This is a genomic window from Frondihabitans sp. PhB188 (assembly GCF_003752365.1).
Lineage (GTDB): Bacteria > Actinomycetota > Actinomycetes > Actinomycetales > Microbacteriaceae > Frondihabitans.
Map to the genome: position 1 here is coordinate 176,190 of NZ_RJUO01000003.1, position 17,296 is coordinate 193,485.

Below are 17,296 nucleotides of genomic sequence, written 5' to 3' on the forward strand. Positions count from 1 at the left end.
GGAACTCGGGTGCGCAGCCGACAGAAAAGGCCGGGCGCGTCTGCACCCGGCCTTCTCATCACGCAGTGGTTCTGCGCTCGTGCGGACTACGCGTGGTCGTGACCGGCGTGCTCGTCTTCGGTCTCGCCGCCGATGCCGGCCGTGGCCGTGAAAGCGGACAGGTCGACGTCGGCGCCCTTGTCGTCGGTGACCTTGGCCTTCGACAGCACGACCGCGAGGGCCTTCGAGCGGGCGACCTCGCCGACCATGGCGGGGATCTGGCCGTTCTCGTCGAGCACCTTGATGAACTCGCCGGGCTCCATGCCGTACTGGGCCGCACCCTGGATGAGGTACTGCGTCAGCTCGTCTTGCTCGACCTTGACGGCCTCCTTCTCGGCGATCGCGTCGAGGAGGATCTGGTTGCGGAACGCCGACTCGGACGACTCGGTGACCTCGGCGCGGTGCTCGTCGTCTTCGAGGCGGCTCTCCTGCTCGAGGTGACGGTGCACCTCGTCTTCGACCAGCTTCTCGGGGACGGGGATCTCGACGAGCTCGAGGAGCTTCTCGACGACCTGGTCGCGAGCCTCGGCACCCTGGCCGAAGGTCTTCGAGCGGCCGAGCTGCTCCTTGAGGTCGCCCTTGAGCTCGTCGATGGTGTCGAACTGGCTGGCGATCTGAGCGAAGTCGTCGTCGGCCTCGGGGAGCTCGCGCTCCTTGACGGCGGTCAGCGTGACCTCGATGAGGGCGGTCTCGCCCTCGCGGTCGCCGCCGAGCAGCTTCGACTCGAACGTGGTGGTCTCGCCCGCGGTCAGCGACTCGAGGGCCTCGTCGATGCCCTCGATCAGATCGCCCGAGCCGAGCTCGTACGAGATGCCCTTGGCGTTGTCGACCTCTTCGCCCTCGATGGTGGCGGTCAGGTCGATCTGGCCGAAGTCGCCCTTCGTGGCGGGACGGTCGACGGTGATCAGCGTGCCGAAGCGCGTACGGAGGTTGTCGAGCTCCTCGTCGACCTCGGCGTCGGTGACGTCGACCGACTTGACGGTGAGCGCGAGGCCCTCGTAGTCAGGAAGGTCGAACTCGGGGCGCACGTCGACCTCGATGGCGAGGAGCAGGTCGCCGGAGAAGTCCTTGACGTCAGGCCATCCGACGACGTCCGCCTCGGGACGGCCGAGCGGACGAATCTCGCTCTCCTCGACTGCGGCGCGGTAGAAGGTGTCCATGCTCTCGTTGACAGCGTGGTTCAGGACCTCTTCACGGCCGACGCGCTGGTCGATGATGGGCGGCGGGACCTTGCCCTTGCGGAAGCCGGGGATCGACACCTGCTCGGCGATGTGGCCGTAGGCGTGGGTGATGCCGGGCTTGAGGTCGTCGGGGCTCACCGCGATGTTGAGCTTGACGCGCGTGGGGCTGAGCTGCTCAACCGTGGTCTTGACCAATGTCGTACTTCTCCTGTGTTGGTGGATCGTGCGGATCTTCTGGCGTGCTGGCCGTCGAATTCTCAGCCGGGCCGTCGTGGTACCAGCCTGGCACTCGTGTTGCTAGCACTGCACGTCGGGGCGACAGGACTCGAACCTGCGATCTTCCGCCCCCAAAACGGACGCGCTAGCCACTACGCTACGCCCCGGTATTTCAGTGTCGTGCGCGGCTCTTGCCGGTGCCCCCGTTGAGGTCGGGGCGAAAAGAGCCTTGTGAAGTCTAGCCCGTCGTGCGCCGGGGAAACTGAGCGGCTCTGACAATGCCCTATGCTTGCTAACGCACAGCGGCCTCCGGGCCAGCTTTGCGGGGATGTAGCTTAGTGGTAAAGCCTCAGTCTTCCAAACTGATGATGCGGGTTCGATTCCCGTCATCCCCTCCCTTCAAACGCTGGGATCGCGACCAGTCAGCCACGTCGGCCCAGAGCGAAAACCCCTCCAAAACCCCTCGGCGTTCATTACGATCACAGCATGGTCGGAAGCGAGGGGTCGCTCACGGAGCGCATCCCTACAGTCGAAGAGTCGATCGTCGCAATGCGGGAGCTGCTGGTCATCTGGCGGGCCAGCAAATCGATCGACGTACCGATAATCGACGACAGCCTCCTTCCTGCCGTCACGATCCGGGCGCTGGTCGAACATGCCGTCTCCCTTACAGACTCCGTGATCCTGCTTGCCGAGCATGGCCATTTCTCCCAGGCCGCTGGCTTGAGCCGAAGCACCATGGAGTGTGCAGTCACAGCAGCGTGGATGTCAGTCACGCCGAAGGCCGGGAACGCCGTTGCTCACGAGTGGGCTAGGAACCGTAAAAATCTGTTCGAGGCCTGGGCGATGGATACGGCGCTCGACCTTTCGCCGGACATCGAAGAAGCGCAACAGATGATGCTCGACTGGCGAGAGGATGCGTCTGCCGCCGCTCGTAACTTTCAACGGCTTTGCGGTCAGCTCATCGGTGGGGGTCAGCTTTACGGCGTGTACCGAGCCCTGTCCGGATACGTGCATGCCGGTCCGGGTCTTGCCGACCTGTACGTGACGCAGACTGCGAAGACAGAAACCGCACCTGACGGATGGGCGTTCTTAGAGCGCGCCGCCTACAAGATGACCGATGAGGCAATGGCCATGCACGTCGCCATGCTTAGCCTGGCAATGTCAGCCTGGGACTTGATCGATCCGAAACACCCAGACGATGTCGCTTTGCAAGCAAAAGCCGACCGGTTCGGTTACGGGCGAACCATCAAACGCGTGGAGTAGACCTCGCGGGATTCGAACCCGCATCCGGTTGAATTTAAGTCAGCCCGCTCTGCCAGTTGGCGTAGAGGTCTGGTGCAATTCTTACTCGTCGGTGCCCGTCGCAATGAACGCCTCGAACCGGGCAATTTGCTCGTTGTAGTCGCTCGGGTACAGGTGGGCGTGGATGCCGTCCGTAGTGGAGACGTTGGTGTGCCCCATCCACCGGCTGACTTCGTAGGGCTCGAACCCGGCGGCGAACATCATCGACGCATAGGTGTGCCGGAGGTCGTGAAAGCGCACGTGCTCTACAACACCGAGACGGTTGCCACTGGCACCAGGTAGTACGCCCGCACTCCCCCGCAGTCGACGTTCCGGGTCCAACCGTGCAATTACTCCGACCGTCGCAACGGTCACGGGTTCCAGCACCAAGACGGTCACCAACAACATCACGGTCAACAAGGCGGACAACCCCGACGCGTGGCTGCGAGCCGTCCAGCGGGAACTCGACGGGGATATCTAAGCTCCATCCATAGGCGGCACCGGACACGTTCCCCCAACGTTCCGATACAGCCTTCTCCCTGTCCCGAAACTGTTTGCGCAGATCCCCTCGACTGGAAAAACCCCTCCATCCCTGCCACGCGATCTCTTACGAGCTCAAACGATCTCAGGCGTTTTCAGCCGCATTCCCGACCCTGAGAAGCCTGCAATTGCAGAGGAATCAGCGGCTATCAGCGGCGAAGCTCGTCTGAGAGCGCGCAATGTCGTCTGAGGTAGTTCAGGTCAATAGAGGGTCTTCCAAACTGATGATGCGGGTTCGATTCCCGTCATCCCCTCCCTTCAAACCCGATAGTGATCTAGAAGCTCGATGAGGCCGGATCGCGCTACACGGGTCAGCACTAAGGCGTCGAATAGAGCGATCTGCTCGTTGGAGTGGCGATGGGCCAGCAGGACCCTCCGCGGCCTTCGCGTCAGCCCACCAGTCAACGGCGGGGGCGGCGATCTCGGCCGCTACTCACCAAGCCGGTCCGTTCCCTGCCGTAGATGCGTCGCCGATCCCTGCCGTAGATGCGTCGCCGACTCAAGACAGGCGGTGCCTGGCCTTCGCTAGCGCGAGTGCCAGGCACCGCCAGCCTTGCTATCGAAACTGATCGGCCCTATGTCAACTGCCCATCGGGATTCGCGCGCGTGAACCCACGGGGTAGCCGGTGGTCGACTGCCACTGACGCGGCAAACAACAACCCGAACACCGGGAGCGCGACCGAGAAGAGTGGGAAAGGCCCAGCCCGCAGATCTTGGTGCAAGAAGCCGAAGCCCGCTATCTGAACGAGGACGGCGAGCACGAGGACTCCCCCGCCGATCCACACAAGATTCTTGGACATCCCCGTCCGCCGTTCGCCGCCGAAGGCACTAGCGACGTCCTGGGGAGGTCCCAGGACGGCCTCCAAGTCGCCACCAGAATTAGCGCTGCTCAATCGGTCTAGCTCATTGCGGATCGTTGCCTCGGGCACACCGCGGAGGCGGAGCTCAAATGCGACCCGGCGAAAATAGACGGTCACAGGAGGAAGCCCTTGAGCAGGTCGTAGATGGTGGAGACGGACATGTCTCCGAGCAGGAATCGGATGGGAGCCGGCACTTTGCGCCACGCCGTGGCGAACGAGGAGTAGCCCTTCTTCGCGGCCTTGGAAAGGGAACCAAACAGGCCAGGTACTTTCTTGATGGCCGCGATCACGACGCTAGCGATGCCGCGGGTCTCGACTGGCACCGACGAGGTGGGCGAGCTCGGGACGCGCGAATCGCCAGCGCCAGGCCCCAGTCCAGTCCTTCCCAGTCGTTCGCTGGACACGGACGCAACCGAGGCCACGGTCGTCGGTGACCCCGCTGCGACGGCCGGGGTCGCCCCTAGCCCGACGATGAGAGTGGCCGAGAGAGTTAGGGCGGAGAGGAGGGATCGAATTCGCATTGAAGACCTTTGTCAGGGAAGCGAGAGATATGGACCTGTCCATCTACCCATTAAGGACTTCAGATTGTCAATCCGAAATATTAACCACCGAGCGGCGCAAAGGAGGCGACGAACAGAATCTCACCGGTCAGGAGGCTCGACCAGGCGAGCTGCCCGACGGGTGCTGTGCCCGAGATCGCCAGGAGGAAGAGACCCTCGGCTATGAGGGCGAGGCCGAGTACCCGAAGGTAGTCGGGGAGGCCGGTCGGTGCGACGACCGCCAGGACAAGGGAGTCCAGCAGCCGGAGGGCTACGTTCCTGCGGGGCATCTCAGACCTCGACCCTGTCGACAGGCACCGCCGACCGATCGCGCCCGGCTACCACGACCACGACCGCGACGACCATGAGCGCCGCGACCACCTGCAGCGAGTGCGGCGCGAATGAGGCGAGCGCCACGACCACGGCGATGACGGGCACGGCGACGTTGACCCGGGGCGACGACTGCCGCCGCAGCACCAGCAGCCAGACGAAGAGCAGGTACACCGCGCAGGGCACGGCAAGAGTCGCTGCCGCCGCGGCCGGGGTCAGCGCCACGTCGCCACCCTCGACGTCGATGGCGATCTCGATTCCCGCCGAGAGGGCGCCGGCCGCGGCGAAGATCGCGTAGTGGCCGTAGCCCCAGCCGAGGGCCGTCCGCAGCGAGGTGAGGAGGCCGTGCTGCGGGAAGGCGAAGGAGATCCACCAGAAGCAGACGATGATCACCAGCGACGTGGCCGCCAGCAGCACGAGCTGCCCGACGTGCTCGGTCTCGCGGCCGACCTCGACGACCGCGTTGCTCGACGCGAGGATTGACTCGCCCAGCACGATCATCGACAGTAGTGGCGGGGCGGGCGGCGGGCGGCCCGTTCCTGCGCCCAGAAGATGGCCAGCCCCGCGCCCCGGAGAAGGCCGGCCCCGCGCCCAGAAGGGGTGTCAGACGGGCCGCCGTTTTCGGGTGAGAATTGTGCAATGCGAATTCGTGCTCGAGTGCTGGCCCTGGGTGTGGCCGTCGTCGCCATCGGCCTGCTCGCGGGCTGCGCGACGACGCCCGAGAGCACTCCGGAGGCCGTCTCGATGGCCAACGCCACACCGCAGCCGACCAGCGGTGCGGAGGGCGGCATCCGCGTCGCGATCGTCGGCGACTCGCTGACCGCGGGCGGCGGGCGCTCGCTCGCCTCGGGCCTCACCGCGGACACGTGGATGACGTACGCGCAGGGCGACGGCATCGACTACGTCGGCGGCTGGGCGGTCGGCGGGCGCACCGTGCAGCAGATGGCCGAGTACGCGGCGCCGATCTCGAAGGTCGACGTGCTCGTGCTCATGGGCGGCACCAACGACGTCCGCAAGAGCATCTCGTTCGGCCAGACGGCGTCCAGCTACGATAAGGTCGTCGCGACGATGCACCCGAAGCACGTCATCATCGGAGCGATACCGCCGAACGACAGGCACCCGGTCGCGGCCGAGCACTACCAGGAGCAGCTCGAGAAGTACGCGCGCGCGAAGGGCTGGGACCTCGTCGACCCGTGGGGCTTCGCCCGCCACGGCCTGGTCTACGCCACGGGCACGACGGTCGACGGCATCCACCCGACGACGGCCGGCTACAAGAAGGTCGGGCTGGCGTTCCGGGCGGCGATCCTGCGGGTCTCCTCGACGCCCCAGAAGGGCTGAGCGGCTAGCCCGCTGCGCCGGCTGCCCACCGTGCGTCAGCTCTGCAAGAAGGCGAGCACCGCCAGCACCCGCCGGTGGTCGCTCCCCGAGTCGTCGAGCCCGAGCTTCTGGAAGATCGACGTCACGTTCTTCTCGACCGCGCCCGTCCCGATGAACAGCGCCGCCGCGATCGCCGAGTTGGTGCGCCCCTCGGCCATCAGCGCGAGCACCTCCCGCTCGCGTGGGGTCAGCGCCGCCAGGGGGTCGCTGCGGCGCCCGAGGAGAGCGGCCACGACCTCCGGATCGAGCACCGTGGCCCCGTCGGCGATCCGCTCGATGGCGCTGCCGAGCTCGTCGATCGAGGTCACGCGGTCTTTGAGCAGGTAGCCGACGCCGTCCGAGCCCGCCGTGAGGAGCTCCCTCGCGTAGGCGACCTCGACGTACTGCGACAGCAGCAGGATCCCCGTCCGGGGCCGCACCCGCCGCAGCTCGATCGCCGCCCGCACCCCCTCGTCGCGGTGCGTGGGCGGCATGCGCACGTCGAGCACCGCGAGGTCGGGGCGCGACCGGTCGAGATCGCGGAGCAGGGAGTCCGCGTCGCCGTACGCCCCGACGACGTCGGTGCCGAGCTCGTCGAGCAGTCGCACGAGCCCCTCTCGCAGCAGCACGGAGTCGTCGGCGACGACGACCCTCCGACGCGGAAGCTCTGTCGACGGGCGCTCGCTGGTCGGCGGGGTGGTGGTGGTCACCCGCCGAGCCTACGAGTCGCCGTCGGTGCGCGCGGCTTCGTCCTCCGTGGTGCGCGGCTTCGCCGACTCGGGCGCAGGAACTCCCCCGCCCCCGACCGACAGATCCTCCGTGGGGTACGGCAGCGTCGGGTTCGGCGTCGCGGCCGCCGTCTCAGCCCGCGCCTCCGGGCCCCGTGCCGTCGAGCCGTCGGGCGCGGCCAGGGGCAGGTGAACGCTGGCGTGCGTCGGGCCCCCCTCCGGGCTCCGCAGCTCCAGCCGCCCGCCGAGCCCCATCAGCCGCTGCTCGATCCCCGCCAGGCCGTGCCCGGGCCGGGCCGTCGCGCCCCCGCGGCCGTCGTCGGTCACCACCACTCGCAGCTCGTCGCCGGCGATGGTCTTCGGCGCCGACAGGATGAGCTCGGCGCGGCCGGCGCCCGAGTGCTTGCCCACGTTCGTCAGCAGCTCGGCTGCGATGAAGTACGCGTTGCGCTCGGTCTCGACCGGGATCTCGAGACCTTCGGGAAGCTCGTCCGTGAAGCGCGTCGGCACGGTCGCGCGGTCGACCACGGCGTCGAGAGCCGGGGCGAGTCCGCGGTCGAGCAGCAGGGGCGGAGCGAAGCCGCGGGAGAGGGCGCGGAGCTCCTCGAGAGCCTCCTTCGCCTGCTGCTGGGCCTCGACGATGAGGCGCCTGCTCTTCTCCGGGTCGGTCTCGACGGCGCGCGAGGCTGCGGAGAGGTCCATCTGCATGCGGATCAGGCGCTGCTGCGGGCCGTCGTGGATGTCGCGCTCGAGGCGGCGGAGAGCGGTGCCCTCGGCCGACACGGCTGCACTCCGGGAGACCTCGAGCCCGGCGACCTCGGCCTGCAGCTGCTCGGAGCGGAAGCCGCCGAGCATCCAACCGGCGATCGCGCCCTGAACGAGCACGGCGCCGCGCGTGATGAACGGCAGGAGGGCAGCGGCAATCAACGCGACGACGACGGCGGCGGTCGACGTCATGGCGGCGTGATCGTTGAAGAGGTACTGCCAGATGCCGCCGGGGATCCCGTAGGTGGCGCCGTTGCTGGTCAGGACGGCGAGAGCGATGCTGCCGAACACTCCCCCGAGGGCGGTGCTCGCCACGGCGACGGTCACCGCGACGACGAGGAAGCCGACCCAGGGGAAGACGACCACCGTGAAGGCGAAGTAGAGCCAGTAGTGCGGATCGGCCGCGACCTCGACGAAGCGCACGAAGCGGTTAGCCGAGGTCTTGCGGCGCCAGACGACCGGCCGTGGCGCCGGCTCGCGCGCCCAGCCGAGACGCGTCAGCTCGATGGTGCCGAAGAGCCGCCCGAAGTAGAGGCCCGCGACGAGGAGGACGGCGAAGGCGACGAACGCAGCCAGACCGCCTCCGAAGCTCGTCAGGATGTTGCCGACGATTCCGTAGAGGGCCGCGGCGATGACGACCAGCACGCCGGTGAGGGCGAGGTAGCCGATGTCGCGCGGGAACGCCGCCCACAGCCGCCAGTAGAGCGCCCGCTGCTTGGCGGGAGCTGCGGGAGGCGCGGAGAAGTGCATGGAACTCGTCTCGGTGGTGGTCATGGATCCAGCGTGGCGGAGCGCGAGGGATGGCCCAATGGTGCCACCGGCCGCATTCCGGCGGGGGTTATCCCCCTTCCTGCGCCCCGTGGGAAGCCCAGGTTCACCTCAATTAGCCGAGCCTCAGTTTGCTTGCGGAATTTTCGCAGACGTCTAGCGTTGGGTGCATCGAGGGGCCTTCGAGGCCCCAGCCCGCTTACGAAAGGACTCCACCATGTCCGACGCCATCACCGTCACCCAGTCGTCTGTCGACCCCGACGTCGCCGCCGCCACCGCCCAGTTCCTGACCCCGATCGTCACGAACCTCACCGCCCTCGCCGTCAACGGCAAGCAGGCTCACTGGCACGTCCGCGGCATCAGCTTCATCGCCGTGCACGAGCTCCTCGACACCGTCGTGGGCAACGCGCAGGAGTACGCCGACCTCGCCGCGGAGCGCATCGTCGCCCTCGGCCTCCCCGTCGACGGCCGCCTCGAGACGGTCGCCGCCACCACGACCAACCCGCCGCTCAAGGCCGGTTTCCAGCAGATCGACGCCACCATCGCCGGCATCGTCGCGCAGATCGACTCGGCTCGCGCCTCCGTCCAGATCGCCATCGACGAGCTCGGCGAGATCGACGCCTCGTCGCAGGACGTCGCGATCGAGATCGCTCGCGGCCTCGACAAGGACCGCTGGTTCCTCTCGGCTCACGTCAGCCAGTAGACCGAGCCCGCTCCGCCACGGCGGGGTGCAGCGTCACGAGGCCGTCGCCCTTCGGGGTGGCGGCCTCGTCGCGTTGCGGAGTTCCTGCGCCCCTCCCCTCGAATTTCAAGAAGTTCCGGTCGCTCGGCGACGGCTCGACGCCGATCCGGGCGTGCTGAGCCGACATTCTCCTTGAAATTATGGAGCGGAGGCGGAGGGCCGGCTGCTCCACCAGTACGTACGTCAGCTTCGCCAGCACGAGCGTGAGCCCGACGACCGCGGCCGTCGCCGACACGTACGCCCACCCGCCGCCGGCACCGAACCCCGGCACCCACGCCGCGAGCCCCCGCACGACCGGCATGTGCCAGAGGTAGACGCTGTACGACACGAGGCCGAGCCGCTGCAGCACGTGCGTGTCGAGCAGCCGGCCGAGGAGGCTCGTCGCTCCGGTGCGCGTCGGCGTGACGGCGACGACGAGCACGGCCGCGAACGCGAGGGCGGCGAGCGTGTCGGCCGACTCCCAGCGGCGGTGGCTCAGCGCCAGGGCACCCGCGGCGACCCCGCCGGTCACGGCGCCGAAGCGGGCGACGGTCGCGCTGACGGCACCCCGCCGCACGGCCAGGTACACGAGCGCGGCCGCCATGCCGAACGCGAACAGCTGGCCGTGCATCAGCAGGCTGCGGCTGACGACGGACTCCCAGTCGCGACCCCAGCCGTGGAGCTCGCGACCGTGCGTCGCGTGGAAGACGGCTCGGACGAGCGCGCCGGCGGCCCCGACGACGAGCAGCACGAGCGGCGGCAGCGAGGCGCGCTGCCACCCCTGGAGCCTGCGGCCGACCCGGCTCGCGAGCAGCGCGACCAGCGGCAGCACGGCGTAGAACGTCAGCTCGACGGTCAGGGTCCAGGCGACCTCGAGGCCGGTGCGGATGTGGTGCGGCGAGTAGGCCTGCATCATCGTCAGGTCGGCGGCGAGGCCGGGGGCGTCGAGCCGGCCGATGCCACGCGGCCAGACGAACGAGAGGCCGAGCACGCAGTTCGTGACGAGGAGCACGACGAGGTAGGCCGGCCACACCCGGAATGCGCGATTGGCCGCGTACCGCCGCAGCGACGGGAGCGGCCTCCCGTCGACGAGCCGGCCGGCGAAGCCCAGGTACAGCAGGAAGCCGGACAGCACGAAGAAGAGCCCGAGCCCCTGATGCAGCGCGAAGACGAGACCCGGCTCGCGGTGCCGGACCCCCGGCGACAGCACGTTCGACACGTGGTACGCCACGACGCTCACGGCCGCCAGTCCCCTCAGTCCGTCGAGCCCCGCCAGATGTGTGCGTTCCTGTGATTCCCCCATGACATCAAGGCTGTCGGGGGCGCAGGAACGGGACCACGTCCGTCCGGCCAAACTCCGTCGTCCGCGCGGACGAGATCGGCCCTGCAACGGACGGCCGAGATCGGCCCTGCAACGGATGGCCGAGATCCGTCCTGCAACGGACGGCCGAGATCGACCCCGCCCCGGACCGCCGAGATCGGTCGGCCGTCCGGACGATGCGCCGGCTACAGGGCGCGGTGCGTGAACCGCCCGCCGAGCAGCGTCGCCGCCACGGGCATCGTGCGGAGGGCCTCGGGATCGCCCGCCAGCGGGTCGGCGTCGAGCACGACCAGGTCGGCGAGGCTGCCGGCCACGACGGACTCGCGCCCGTCGGTCGACGACGCGAGTGCCACCGCCGGGGTCAGGCGCTGCTCGGGGTGCCACGGCTCGCGGCCGTCGCGGGCCCGCGTCACCGCGGCCGCCATCGCGACCCAGGGGTCGAGGGGCGCGACCGGGGCGTCCGATCCCAGCCGCAGCGGCACCCCCGCCGCCACGAGCGAGTCGAGCACGAACGCCCGGCCGGTGCGGCCGGCCCAGTACACCTCGGCGATATCGCGGTCGTCCATCGCGTGCTCGGGCTGCACGCTCGCCACGATGCCGAGGGCGGCGAACCGCGCCACGTCGGCGGGACGCAGCAGCTGGGCGTGCTCGATCGACCCGCGGCAGCCGACGGCGGCGAAGGCGTCGAGGGCGACGGTGTTCGCGCGGTCGCCGATGGCGTGCACCGCCAGGTCGAGGCCGTGCTCGTGGGCCCGGCCCATCAGGCCGGTCAGCTCGTCGACGGAGAACGACGGGATCCCTACGCCGCCGCCGACCGGGTACGGGTCGTGGCAGTAGGCCGTGCGGGTGTTGAGCGAGCCGTCGGTGATGATCTTGGCCGGGCCCATGGTCACCAGGCCCTCGGTGCCCGGGATGACGTCGCCCGTGCGCAGGCGCCGAGCGATCACGGCGTCGAGGTCTGCGGGGTAGACCCCAGGCCGGACGCGGAGGGCGCGGGTTCCTGCGCCCACTCTCTCGGCCCAGGCGTCGATCGAGAGGGTCATCTCGAGGTCGACCACGCCAACGACCCCGCGGGCGGCCGCCGCCGCCGCCGCTTCGCCGACCCACTCGTCCATGCGCGAGCTGTCGATCGCCGTGATGATGCCCGACGCGTCGAAGGCGGCCTGCTCGCGCAGCAGCCCCGTCGCGTGGTCGGGCTGACCGACCAGCGCCAGCCCCGCCCGGTTCAGCCAGACGGCGTGCAGGTCGGCGCTCACCAGCGCGACCGGGAACGCTCCGGCCGCGTCGAGCGTCTCGGCGGTGGGAGCGTCGCTCCAGAGCGCGTCGCGGAAGCCGTAGCCGACCAGCAGGTCGCGGTCGGCCGGGCGGTCCTCGCGGATGCGCGCCTTCACGAGCGCCACGGTCTCGGCGGCGGACGAGGCGGCCGACACGTCGAGGCGCTGGCGGACGAGCGCCCACTGCTCCATGTGCACGTGGTTGTCCCAGAGGCCGGGGGCGACGAAGCGGCCGCCGAGATCGACGACCTCCCGGTCGCCGGGTGCGATCGCGGGTGCGATGGCCGAGACGAGGCCGTCTTCGATCAAGACGTCTGTCGGCGTTCCGTCGCGGCCCACCATCCGCGCGTTCGCGAGGAGGAGGTCGCTCATTCGCGGGCCCGGCGCATCTCAGCGGCGAGCCTCGGATGCGCGTAGGGGCCGTCGCCCTCGAGTTCGGACACGATGCGGTCGACGACCTCGGGCGCCTTGTTCTGGCTGAGCTTGGCGCGCGCGTCGAACCGGGTCACGCGCAGGCGGATGCCGACGGTGCCCTTGGCGACGCGGCGGGAGCCCTCTTCGTCGAGCTCCAGCGACACCGGCGTCTCGAGGCGCTGCTCGAAGTGGTCGACCAGCTCGCCGAGCACGCGGAAGTTCTCGGCGTCGTCGAGGATCTCGGGGGTGCCGTAGAGGTGGGCCGTGACGTGGTTCCAGGTCGGAACGATCCCGCCCGACGTCATCCCGGCCGACAGAGCCCAGCTGGGCGAGATGTAGCCGTGCGGACCCTGGACGATGACGAGGATCTCGTGCTGCCCCAGCTCGTGCAGCTGCTCGTCAGGACGGCCCACGTGGCTGACCAGGCTGATCGTGTCGTCATCGGTCTCTTCGAGCACCACCGGGTAGTGCGAGGCGACGAGGCCGGTGGCCGTGTTCGAGACGATCGTCGCCCACGGGTTCTCGCGGATGAGGCGCTTGACCTCGTCGGCGTCGTCGATGATGAAGTGAGGGGTGTGGCGCATGCAGCTAAGCCTGGCAGACGGGGCACCAGTAGAGCTTCCGCCCGGCGGCCTCCTCCATCAGGATGTTCGTGCCGCACACCCGGCAGGGCAGCCCCTCGCGGTGGTAGACCCAGTGCCGGTCGTCGCGCTTGGCCATCGCCTGGGCGTACTGCTTCTTGCTCAAGCCGTCCATGGTCATCATCTGGCCGAGCTTGACGCCGCTCTTGAGCAGCTTCGTCCAGTCTTTCCAGAGGGCGCGCACCGTCTCCTCGGGCACGTCGACACCGGGCGTGTGCGGGTTGAGCCGTGCGCGGAACAGCATCTCGGCCCGGTAGACGTTGCCGATGCCGCTGACCACCGACTGGTCCATCAGCAGGAGCCCGATCATCGTCTTGGTCTTGTGCACCCGCTCGAAGAAGCGGTCGGACCCCTTCTTCGGCGAGTCGACCAGCGGGTCGGGGCCGAGCTTCGCGATGATCTCATCGACCTCCTCGGCCGTCCGCACCTCGCACTTCGTCGGCCCCCGGAGGTCGGCCACGACGGTCTCGGCGAGGATCCTCACCCGCACCGCGCCGACGGGCTCGGGAGGGAACGCCTCGAGGTCGATGTCATCTTCGGGTGTCTCCTGCTCGGAGATCCGCAGCCGCGCCGCACTCAGCGGCTTGCCGACGCGCACCATGCGGGCCTTGCGCGGGGCGCCGATGCTCTTCCAGCTGTCCTCCCCCGCCTCGTCGGTCAGGTCGGTACCGCGCTGATTGGTCTGACCCATCCGCCCCGACGCGCTCTGGATGGTCGGGTCGGTCGAGAAGTCGCCCGCGAAGTCCCACGAGCCGTACAGCCCCAGATGCACCTGCAGGAACTTTCGGCCCTCGAACTCGAGGAACATCTGCTTGCCGACTGCGACGGCGTCGACCATCACCCGGCCGTCGAGCACGGCGGCACCCGCCGCGAAGCGCCCCTGGGGGCTCGACACGGCGACGGGCTCGCCGACGAAACTCGCTCGGAACTGGTTGGCGATGCGGTGGACGGAATGACCTTCAGGCACTCTCCGAGGCTACCCGGGGCCGCCGACACGACCGTTCAGGGAGGGCGCCGTTCAGTCGGCGGCTGGGGTCTGGGTCGGCGTGACCCAGTCGACGGGGTGGCCCTTGATGGCGCCCGTGGTCTCGTACTCGGCGAGCTGGGCGATGCGGCGCTCGTGGCGCTCCTCGAACGAGAACGGCGTCTTGATGAACTCGTCGATCAGGGCGATCGCCTCGTCTTCGCTGTGCTGGCGCGCGCCGATCGCGACGACGTTCGCGTCGTTGTGCTGGCGGGCCAGCTGGGCGGTGGACATGTTCCACGCGAGTGCCGCCCGGACGCCCTCGACCTTGTTCGCGGCGATCTGCTCTCCGTTGCCGGAGCCGCCGAAGACGACGCCCAGGCTCTCGAGCCCCTCGCTCTGGTCGCTGACGACGGCACGGGCCGCGGCGATGCAGAACGACGGGTAGTCGTCGAGGGGCTCGTACGTCTCGGGGCCGTGGTCGGTGACCTCGTGGCCCTGCTCGGCGAGGTGGGCGATGAGTGTCTGGGCGAATTCGAGGCCGGCGTGATCGGTCGCAACGTGGATGCGCATGACCGTCAGTGTATGGCCGTCGAGCCCCCGCCGAGCGCCTCGCCTAATCGAAGATGGGGCCGACGGTCCGGGAGCGCTTGAGCTCGAAGAAGCCGGGGTACGAGGCCGCGGCGACGACGCCGTCCCAGAGGGTCAGCGCGATCTCGCCCTTGGGGGCGGGAGAGATGACCGGGCCGAAGAACGCGGTTCCGTTGACGGCGATGACCGGCGTGCCGACGTCCTGCCCGACGCGGTCGATGCCGTCCGCGTGACTGGCGCGCATGGCTGCGTCGTACTCGTCCGTGTCCGCGAACGCGGCCAGCTCGGCCGGCAGTCCCGCCTCGGCGAGCGCCTCCGCGATGACGGCGTCCTGGTCGTCCTTGCGGCCCTCGACGTGGATGCGCGTGCCGAGCGCGTCGTAGAGCGGCTTGACGACGGCCTGGCCGTGCAGCTCGGTGGCCGCGGTGACGACGCGCGTGTAGCGGATCAGCTTCGCGAGGTTGGCGGGGTCCATTCCCTCGTTGTCCTCATTCAGGATGCCGAGGCTCATCACGTGGAAGGTGACGGCCAGGTCGCGGTGGGCGGCGACCTCGTCCATCCAGCGGCTGGTCATCCACGCCCAGGGGCACGACGGATCGAACCAGAAGTCGACGGGGGTGACGGTGGTGGAAGCTACGGTGTCGGTCATAGGTTGAGCCTAAGACCCCCGCCCCGCGTCGAGAAGAGTGCCTGTGTCCATCAAAGAAGCGACCCCCGACGCCTCACCGCGCGGCGTGGAGGCGAACGGCGTCAACGCCATCGACGAGTCCGAGCGCAAGGGCACGCCGCGGCAGCTGTTCTGGCCGTGGTTCGCGGCCAACATCTCGGTCCTGGGGATCGGCTACGGCGCCTACCTGCTCAACTTCGCCGTGTCCTTCTGGCAGGCGATCGTCGTGGGAGTCCTCGGCATCGCCATCTCGTTCCTGTTCTGCGGCCTGATCGCGCTGGCCGGCAAGCGCGGCAACGCACCGACGATGACCCTGGGTCGGGCGCCCTTCGGCGTCCGCGGCAACCGGGTCCCGTCCGTCATCTCCTGGGTGCTCACGGTCGGCTGGGAGACGGCGCTCACCTCGCTGGCCGTGCTGGCGACGGAGACCATCTTCACCGAGCTCGGCTTCGCGGCGGGTGTCCCGACGAAGATCGTCGCCCTCGTCGTGATCGCGGCCCTGGTCGTGGTCGCCGGCATCCTCGGCTTCGACTTCATCATGCGGCTGCAGAAATGGATCACCCTGGCTACGGCTGTGCTCACCGTCGTCTTCGTGATCCTGACGCTGCAGCGGGTCGACTTCGCGGCGGTGGCCGCTCTCCCGAGCGGCCCGCTGCCCTCGGTCATCGGCGGATTCGTCTTCATGATGACGGGCTTCGGCCTGGGCTGGGTCAATGCGGCGGCCGACTACTCGCGCTACCTCCCGCGGTCGTCCTCCAGCGCCGGCGTCGTCTGGTGGACCACGTTCGGCGCCGCCCTCGCGCCGATCATCCTCTTCGTCTTCGGTCTCTTCCTGGCCGGCAGCTCGACCGACCTCCTCGGCGCCATCAACGACAACCCCATCGGGGCCCTCGTGACAGTCGTGCCGAAGTGGTTCCTGGTCCCCTTCGCCGTCGTCGCAGTCCTCGGGCTCGTCGGCGGGTCTGTCATGAACATCTACTCGTCGGGCTTCTCGTTCCTGAACATGGGAGTGACGATCCCGCGCTACGCGGCCGCGACTGTAGACGGCGTCGTGATGATCGCGGGCACGATCTACGTGGCCTTCTTCGCGACCTCCTTCATCGGCCCGTTCCAGGGCTTCCTGATCACGCTCGGCGTCCCGATCGCCGCGTGGGCGGGCATCTTCCTCGCCGACATCCAGCTGCGCCGCACCGACTACTCGACGGCCGACCTGTTCGACGCCAAGGGCCGCTACGGCAGCGTGCAGTGGCCGACCATCGCGCTCATCGTCGTCGGCACGATGATCGGCTGGGGCCTCGTCGACAACAGCTTCTACGCCGGCTGGCTCGGCTGGCAGGGCTATCTGCTCGGGCCTGAGAAGGGCGCGTTCCGCACCGACTGGAGCGGCGCCAACCTCGGGGTGCTCGCCGCCCTCGCCATCGGGTACGTCGGCACGCTCCTCTTCACCCGTCGCACCGTGCGCCGCCAGGAGAACCTCGCGTGAGCGGCGAGGTCGCGCCCTGGCTCGTCGTCGTCGACATGCAGCGGATCTTCGGCCAGCCGGGCAGCGACTGGTTCACGCCCGACTTCGCCTCGGCGAGCACCGGCGCGGCGCGGCTCCGCGAGGCATTCGGGTCGAGGGTGGCCTTGACCCGCTTCGTCGCGCCGGAGACGCCGGCCGGCGCGTGGGTGCCGTACTACGAGGACTGGCCGTTCGCGCTGGTCCCCGACTCCGATCCGCTCTACGAGCTGATGCCCGACTTCCCGGTGCGCGACGCGACCGTGATCATCCGCTCGACGTTCGGCAAGTGGGACGCCGAGACGGCCGCGGCCCTCGGTGACACGACCGAGATCGTCCTGTGCGGCGTCTCCACCGACTGCTGCGTCCTCTCGACGGCCCTGGCCGCCGCCGACTCCGGCGTGCGCGTGCGCATCGCCGCCGACGCGTGCGCCGGCGCCACCGAGACCGACCACCGGCGTGCTCTCGAGGTGATGGCCCTCTACGCTCCGCTCATCGAGATCACGACCGTCGCCGAGGTGCTCTCGGGGACGCCGATTCCCGCTCACCAGTAGGGTTGTCGAGGGCCACGAGCCCGCAACGCACACAACCGACGATGGATG

General features: G+C 68.9%; 18 protein-coding genes and 3 tRNA genes. 6 read left to right on the forward strand and 15 right to left on the reverse strand.

Annotated elements, in window-relative coordinates:
- Window positions 1-86 precede the first annotated feature (86 nt).
- Together tig and EDF46_RS09600 are read right to left on the reverse strand one after the other, a co-directional pair.
- A complete protein-coding gene (gene tig / locus EDF46_RS09595) occupies window positions 87-1,415 on the reverse strand; it encodes a trigger factor (protein ID WP_123506078.1) in 1,329 nt (442 codons plus the stop codon).
- 115 nt (window positions 1,416-1,530) lie between these two features.
- Window positions 1,531-1,603: transfer RNA gene (locus EDF46_RS09600), tRNA-Pro, on the reverse strand.
- A gap of 157 nt (window positions 1,604-1,760) precedes the next feature.
- On the opposite strand from EDF46_RS09600, the gene EDF46_RS09605 reads away from it, so the two are divergent.
- Window positions 1,761-1,831: transfer RNA gene (locus EDF46_RS09605), tRNA-Gly, on the forward strand.
- A gap of 91 nt (window positions 1,832-1,922) precedes the next feature.
- Window positions 1,923-2,699 carry a DUF5677 domain-containing protein gene (locus EDF46_RS09610; protein WP_123506079.1) on the forward strand — a complete coding sequence of 259 codons (777 nt, stop codon included), beginning with the start codon at window positions 1,923-1,925 and terminating at the stop codon, window positions 2,697-2,699.
- Here the strand turns inward: EDF46_RS09610 and EDF46_RS09615 are convergent.
- From EDF46_RS09615 to EDF46_RS09640, 5 genes are all read right to left on the reverse strand, one after another.
- Window positions 2,697-2,770: transfer RNA gene (locus EDF46_RS09615), tRNA-Leu, on the reverse strand. The genes EDF46_RS09610 and EDF46_RS09615 overlap by 3 nt on opposite strands.
- Window positions 2,771-2,780: 10 nt before the next feature.
- Entirely contained in the window at window positions 2,781-3,125 is a 345-nt protein-coding gene (locus EDF46_RS18840; protein WP_255410960.1) for a tyrosine-type recombinase/integrase, read from the reverse strand.
- A 1,105-nt stretch (window positions 3,126-4,230) separates the two neighbouring features.
- Window positions 4,231-4,407, reverse strand: a complete 177-nt coding sequence (locus tag EDF46_RS18315) for a hypothetical protein (protein ID WP_158614200.1) — start codon at window positions 4,405-4,407, stop codon at window positions 4,231-4,233.
- A gap of 311 nt (window positions 4,408-4,718) precedes the next feature.
- A complete protein-coding gene (locus tag EDF46_RS09635) occupies window positions 4,719-4,946 on the reverse strand; it encodes a hypothetical protein (RefSeq protein ID WP_123506083.1) in 228 nt (75 codons plus the stop codon).
- A 1-nt stretch (window position 4,947) separates the two neighbouring features.
- Window positions 4,948-5,487 (reverse strand): low temperature requirement protein A, encoded by a 540-nt coding sequence (locus EDF46_RS09640; RefSeq protein ID WP_123506084.1) that lies wholly within the window; start codon window positions 5,485-5,487, stop codon window positions 4,948-4,950.
- A 138-nt stretch (window positions 5,488-5,625) separates the two neighbouring features.
- Here EDF46_RS09640 and EDF46_RS09645 point away from each other — a divergent pair, with 138 nt between their 5' ends.
- Complete coding sequence (locus EDF46_RS09645; protein WP_158614202.1) at window positions 5,626-6,324, forward strand: SGNH/GDSL hydrolase family protein; 699 nt, start codon at window positions 5,626-5,628, stop codon at window positions 6,322-6,324.
- 35 nt (window positions 6,325-6,359) lie between these two features.
- Here the strand turns inward: EDF46_RS09645 and EDF46_RS09650 are convergent, their stop codons facing one another.
- Window positions 6,360-7,052 carry a response regulator transcription factor gene (locus EDF46_RS09650; protein WP_123506086.1) on the reverse strand — a complete coding sequence of 231 codons (693 nt, stop codon included), beginning with the start codon at window positions 7,050-7,052 and terminating at the stop codon, window positions 6,360-6,362.
- Window positions 7,053-7,061: 9 nt separating this feature from the next.
- Window positions 7,062-8,609, reverse strand: coding sequence for a sensor histidine kinase (locus EDF46_RS18715; protein WP_233579973.1), 1,548 nt, complete (start codon window positions 8,607-8,609; stop codon window positions 7,062-7,064).
- 211 nt (window positions 8,610-8,820) lie between these two features.
- Between EDF46_RS18715 and EDF46_RS09660 the strand changes: the two genes are divergently transcribed.
- Window positions 8,821-9,306, forward strand: coding sequence for a Dps family protein (locus tag EDF46_RS09660; protein WP_123506087.1), 486 nt, complete (start codon window positions 8,821-8,823; stop codon window positions 9,304-9,306).
- Here the strand turns inward: EDF46_RS09660 and EDF46_RS09665 are convergent.
- The 6 genes from EDF46_RS09665 to EDF46_RS09690 form a co-directional block, all read right to left on the reverse strand.
- Window positions 9,296-10,627 carry an acyltransferase gene (locus tag EDF46_RS09665; protein ID WP_123506088.1) on the reverse strand — a complete coding sequence of 444 codons (1,332 nt, stop codon included), beginning with the start codon at window positions 10,625-10,627 and terminating at the stop codon, window positions 9,296-9,298. The genes EDF46_RS09660 and EDF46_RS09665 overlap by 11 nt on opposite strands.
- A 203-nt stretch (window positions 10,628-10,830) precedes the next feature.
- A complete protein-coding gene (locus EDF46_RS09670) occupies window positions 10,831-12,291 on the reverse strand; it encodes an amidohydrolase (RefSeq protein WP_123506089.1) in 1,461 nt (486 codons plus the stop codon).
- Window positions 12,288-12,917: an FMN-binding negative transcriptional regulator gene (locus tag EDF46_RS09675; RefSeq protein WP_123506090.1), complete on the reverse strand. Its 630-nt coding sequence runs from the start codon at window positions 12,915-12,917 to the stop codon at window positions 12,288-12,290. The genes EDF46_RS09670 and EDF46_RS09675 overlap by 4 nt, the downstream gene beginning before the upstream one ends.
- 4 nt (window positions 12,918-12,921) lie before the next feature.
- Window positions 12,922-13,941 (reverse strand): Fpg/Nei family DNA glycosylase, encoded by a 1,020-nt coding sequence (locus tag EDF46_RS09680; protein WP_123506091.1) that lies wholly within the window; start codon window positions 13,939-13,941, stop codon window positions 12,922-12,924.
- Between the two features lie 51 nt (window positions 13,942-13,992).
- Window positions 13,993-14,511, reverse strand: a complete 519-nt coding sequence (locus tag EDF46_RS09685; protein ID WP_123506092.1) for a ribose-5-phosphate isomerase — start codon at window positions 14,509-14,511, stop codon at window positions 13,993-13,995.
- 43 nt (window positions 14,512-14,554) lie between these two features.
- On the reverse strand, window positions 14,555-15,178 hold the full coding sequence (locus EDF46_RS09690) for a DsbA family protein (RefSeq protein WP_123506093.1): 624 nt from the start codon (window positions 15,176-15,178) through the stop codon (window positions 14,555-14,557).
- Window positions 15,179-15,221: 43 nt separating this feature from the next.
- Here EDF46_RS09690 and EDF46_RS09695 point away from each other — a divergent pair, with 43 nt between their 5' ends.
- Together EDF46_RS09695 and EDF46_RS09700 are read left to right on the forward strand one after the other, a co-directional pair.
- Window positions 15,222-16,679 (forward strand): cytosine permease, encoded by a 1,458-nt coding sequence (locus EDF46_RS09695; RefSeq protein ID WP_370454085.1) that lies wholly within the window; start codon window positions 15,222-15,224, stop codon window positions 16,677-16,679.
- Complete coding sequence (locus tag EDF46_RS09700) at window positions 16,676-17,248, forward strand: cysteine hydrolase family protein (protein ID WP_233579974.1); 573 nt, start codon at window positions 16,676-16,678, stop codon at window positions 17,246-17,248. Before EDF46_RS09695 ends, EDF46_RS09700 begins: the two co-directional genes overlap by 4 nt.
- Window positions 17,249-17,296: the final 48 nt, after the last annotated feature.

Excerpts from the sequence above, each read along its gene's own strand:
- EDF46_RS09610 (WP_123506079.1), top strand. The coding sequence starts at position 1,923 with ATGGTCGGAAGCGAGGGGTCGCTCACGGAGCGCATCCCTACAGTCGAA.
- EDF46_RS18840 (WP_255410960.1), bottom strand. The coding sequence starts at position 3,125 with ATGTTGTTGGTGACCGTCTTGGTGCTGGAACCCGTGACCGTTGCGACG.
- EDF46_RS09635 (WP_123506083.1), bottom strand. The coding sequence starts at position 4,946 with ATGCCCCGCAGGAACGTAGCCCTCCGGCTGCTGGACTCCCTTGTCCTG.
- EDF46_RS09640 (WP_123506084.1), bottom strand. The coding sequence starts at position 5,487 with ATGATCGTGCTGGGCGAGTCAATCCTCGCGTCGAGCAACGCGGTCGTC.
- EDF46_RS09645 (WP_158614202.1), top strand. The coding sequence starts at position 5,626 with ATGCGAATTCGTGCTCGAGTGCTGGCCCTGGGTGTGGCCGTCGTCGCC.
- EDF46_RS18715 (WP_233579973.1), bottom strand. The coding sequence starts at position 8,609 with ATGACCACCACCGAGACGAGTTCCATGCACTTCTCCGCGCCTCCCGCA.
- EDF46_RS09660 (WP_123506087.1), top strand. The coding sequence starts at position 8,821 with ATGTCCGACGCCATCACCGTCACCCAGTCGTCTGTCGACCCCGACGTC.
- EDF46_RS09665 (WP_123506088.1), bottom strand. The coding sequence starts at position 10,627 with ATGGGGGAATCACAGGAACGCACACATCTGGCGGGGCTCGACGGACTG.
- EDF46_RS09670 (WP_123506089.1), bottom strand. The coding sequence starts at position 12,291 with ATGAGCGACCTCCTCCTCGCGAACGCGCGGATGGTGGGCCGCGACGGA.
- EDF46_RS09675 (WP_123506090.1), bottom strand. The coding sequence starts at position 12,917 with ATGCGCCACACCCCTCACTTCATCATCGACGACGCCGACGAGGTCAAG.
- EDF46_RS09685 (WP_123506092.1), bottom strand. The coding sequence starts at position 14,511 with ATGCGCATCCACGTTGCGACCGATCACGCCGGCCTCGAATTCGCCCAG.
- EDF46_RS09690 (WP_123506093.1), bottom strand. The coding sequence starts at position 15,178 with ATGACCGACACCGTAGCTTCCACCACCGTCACCCCCGTCGACTTCTGG.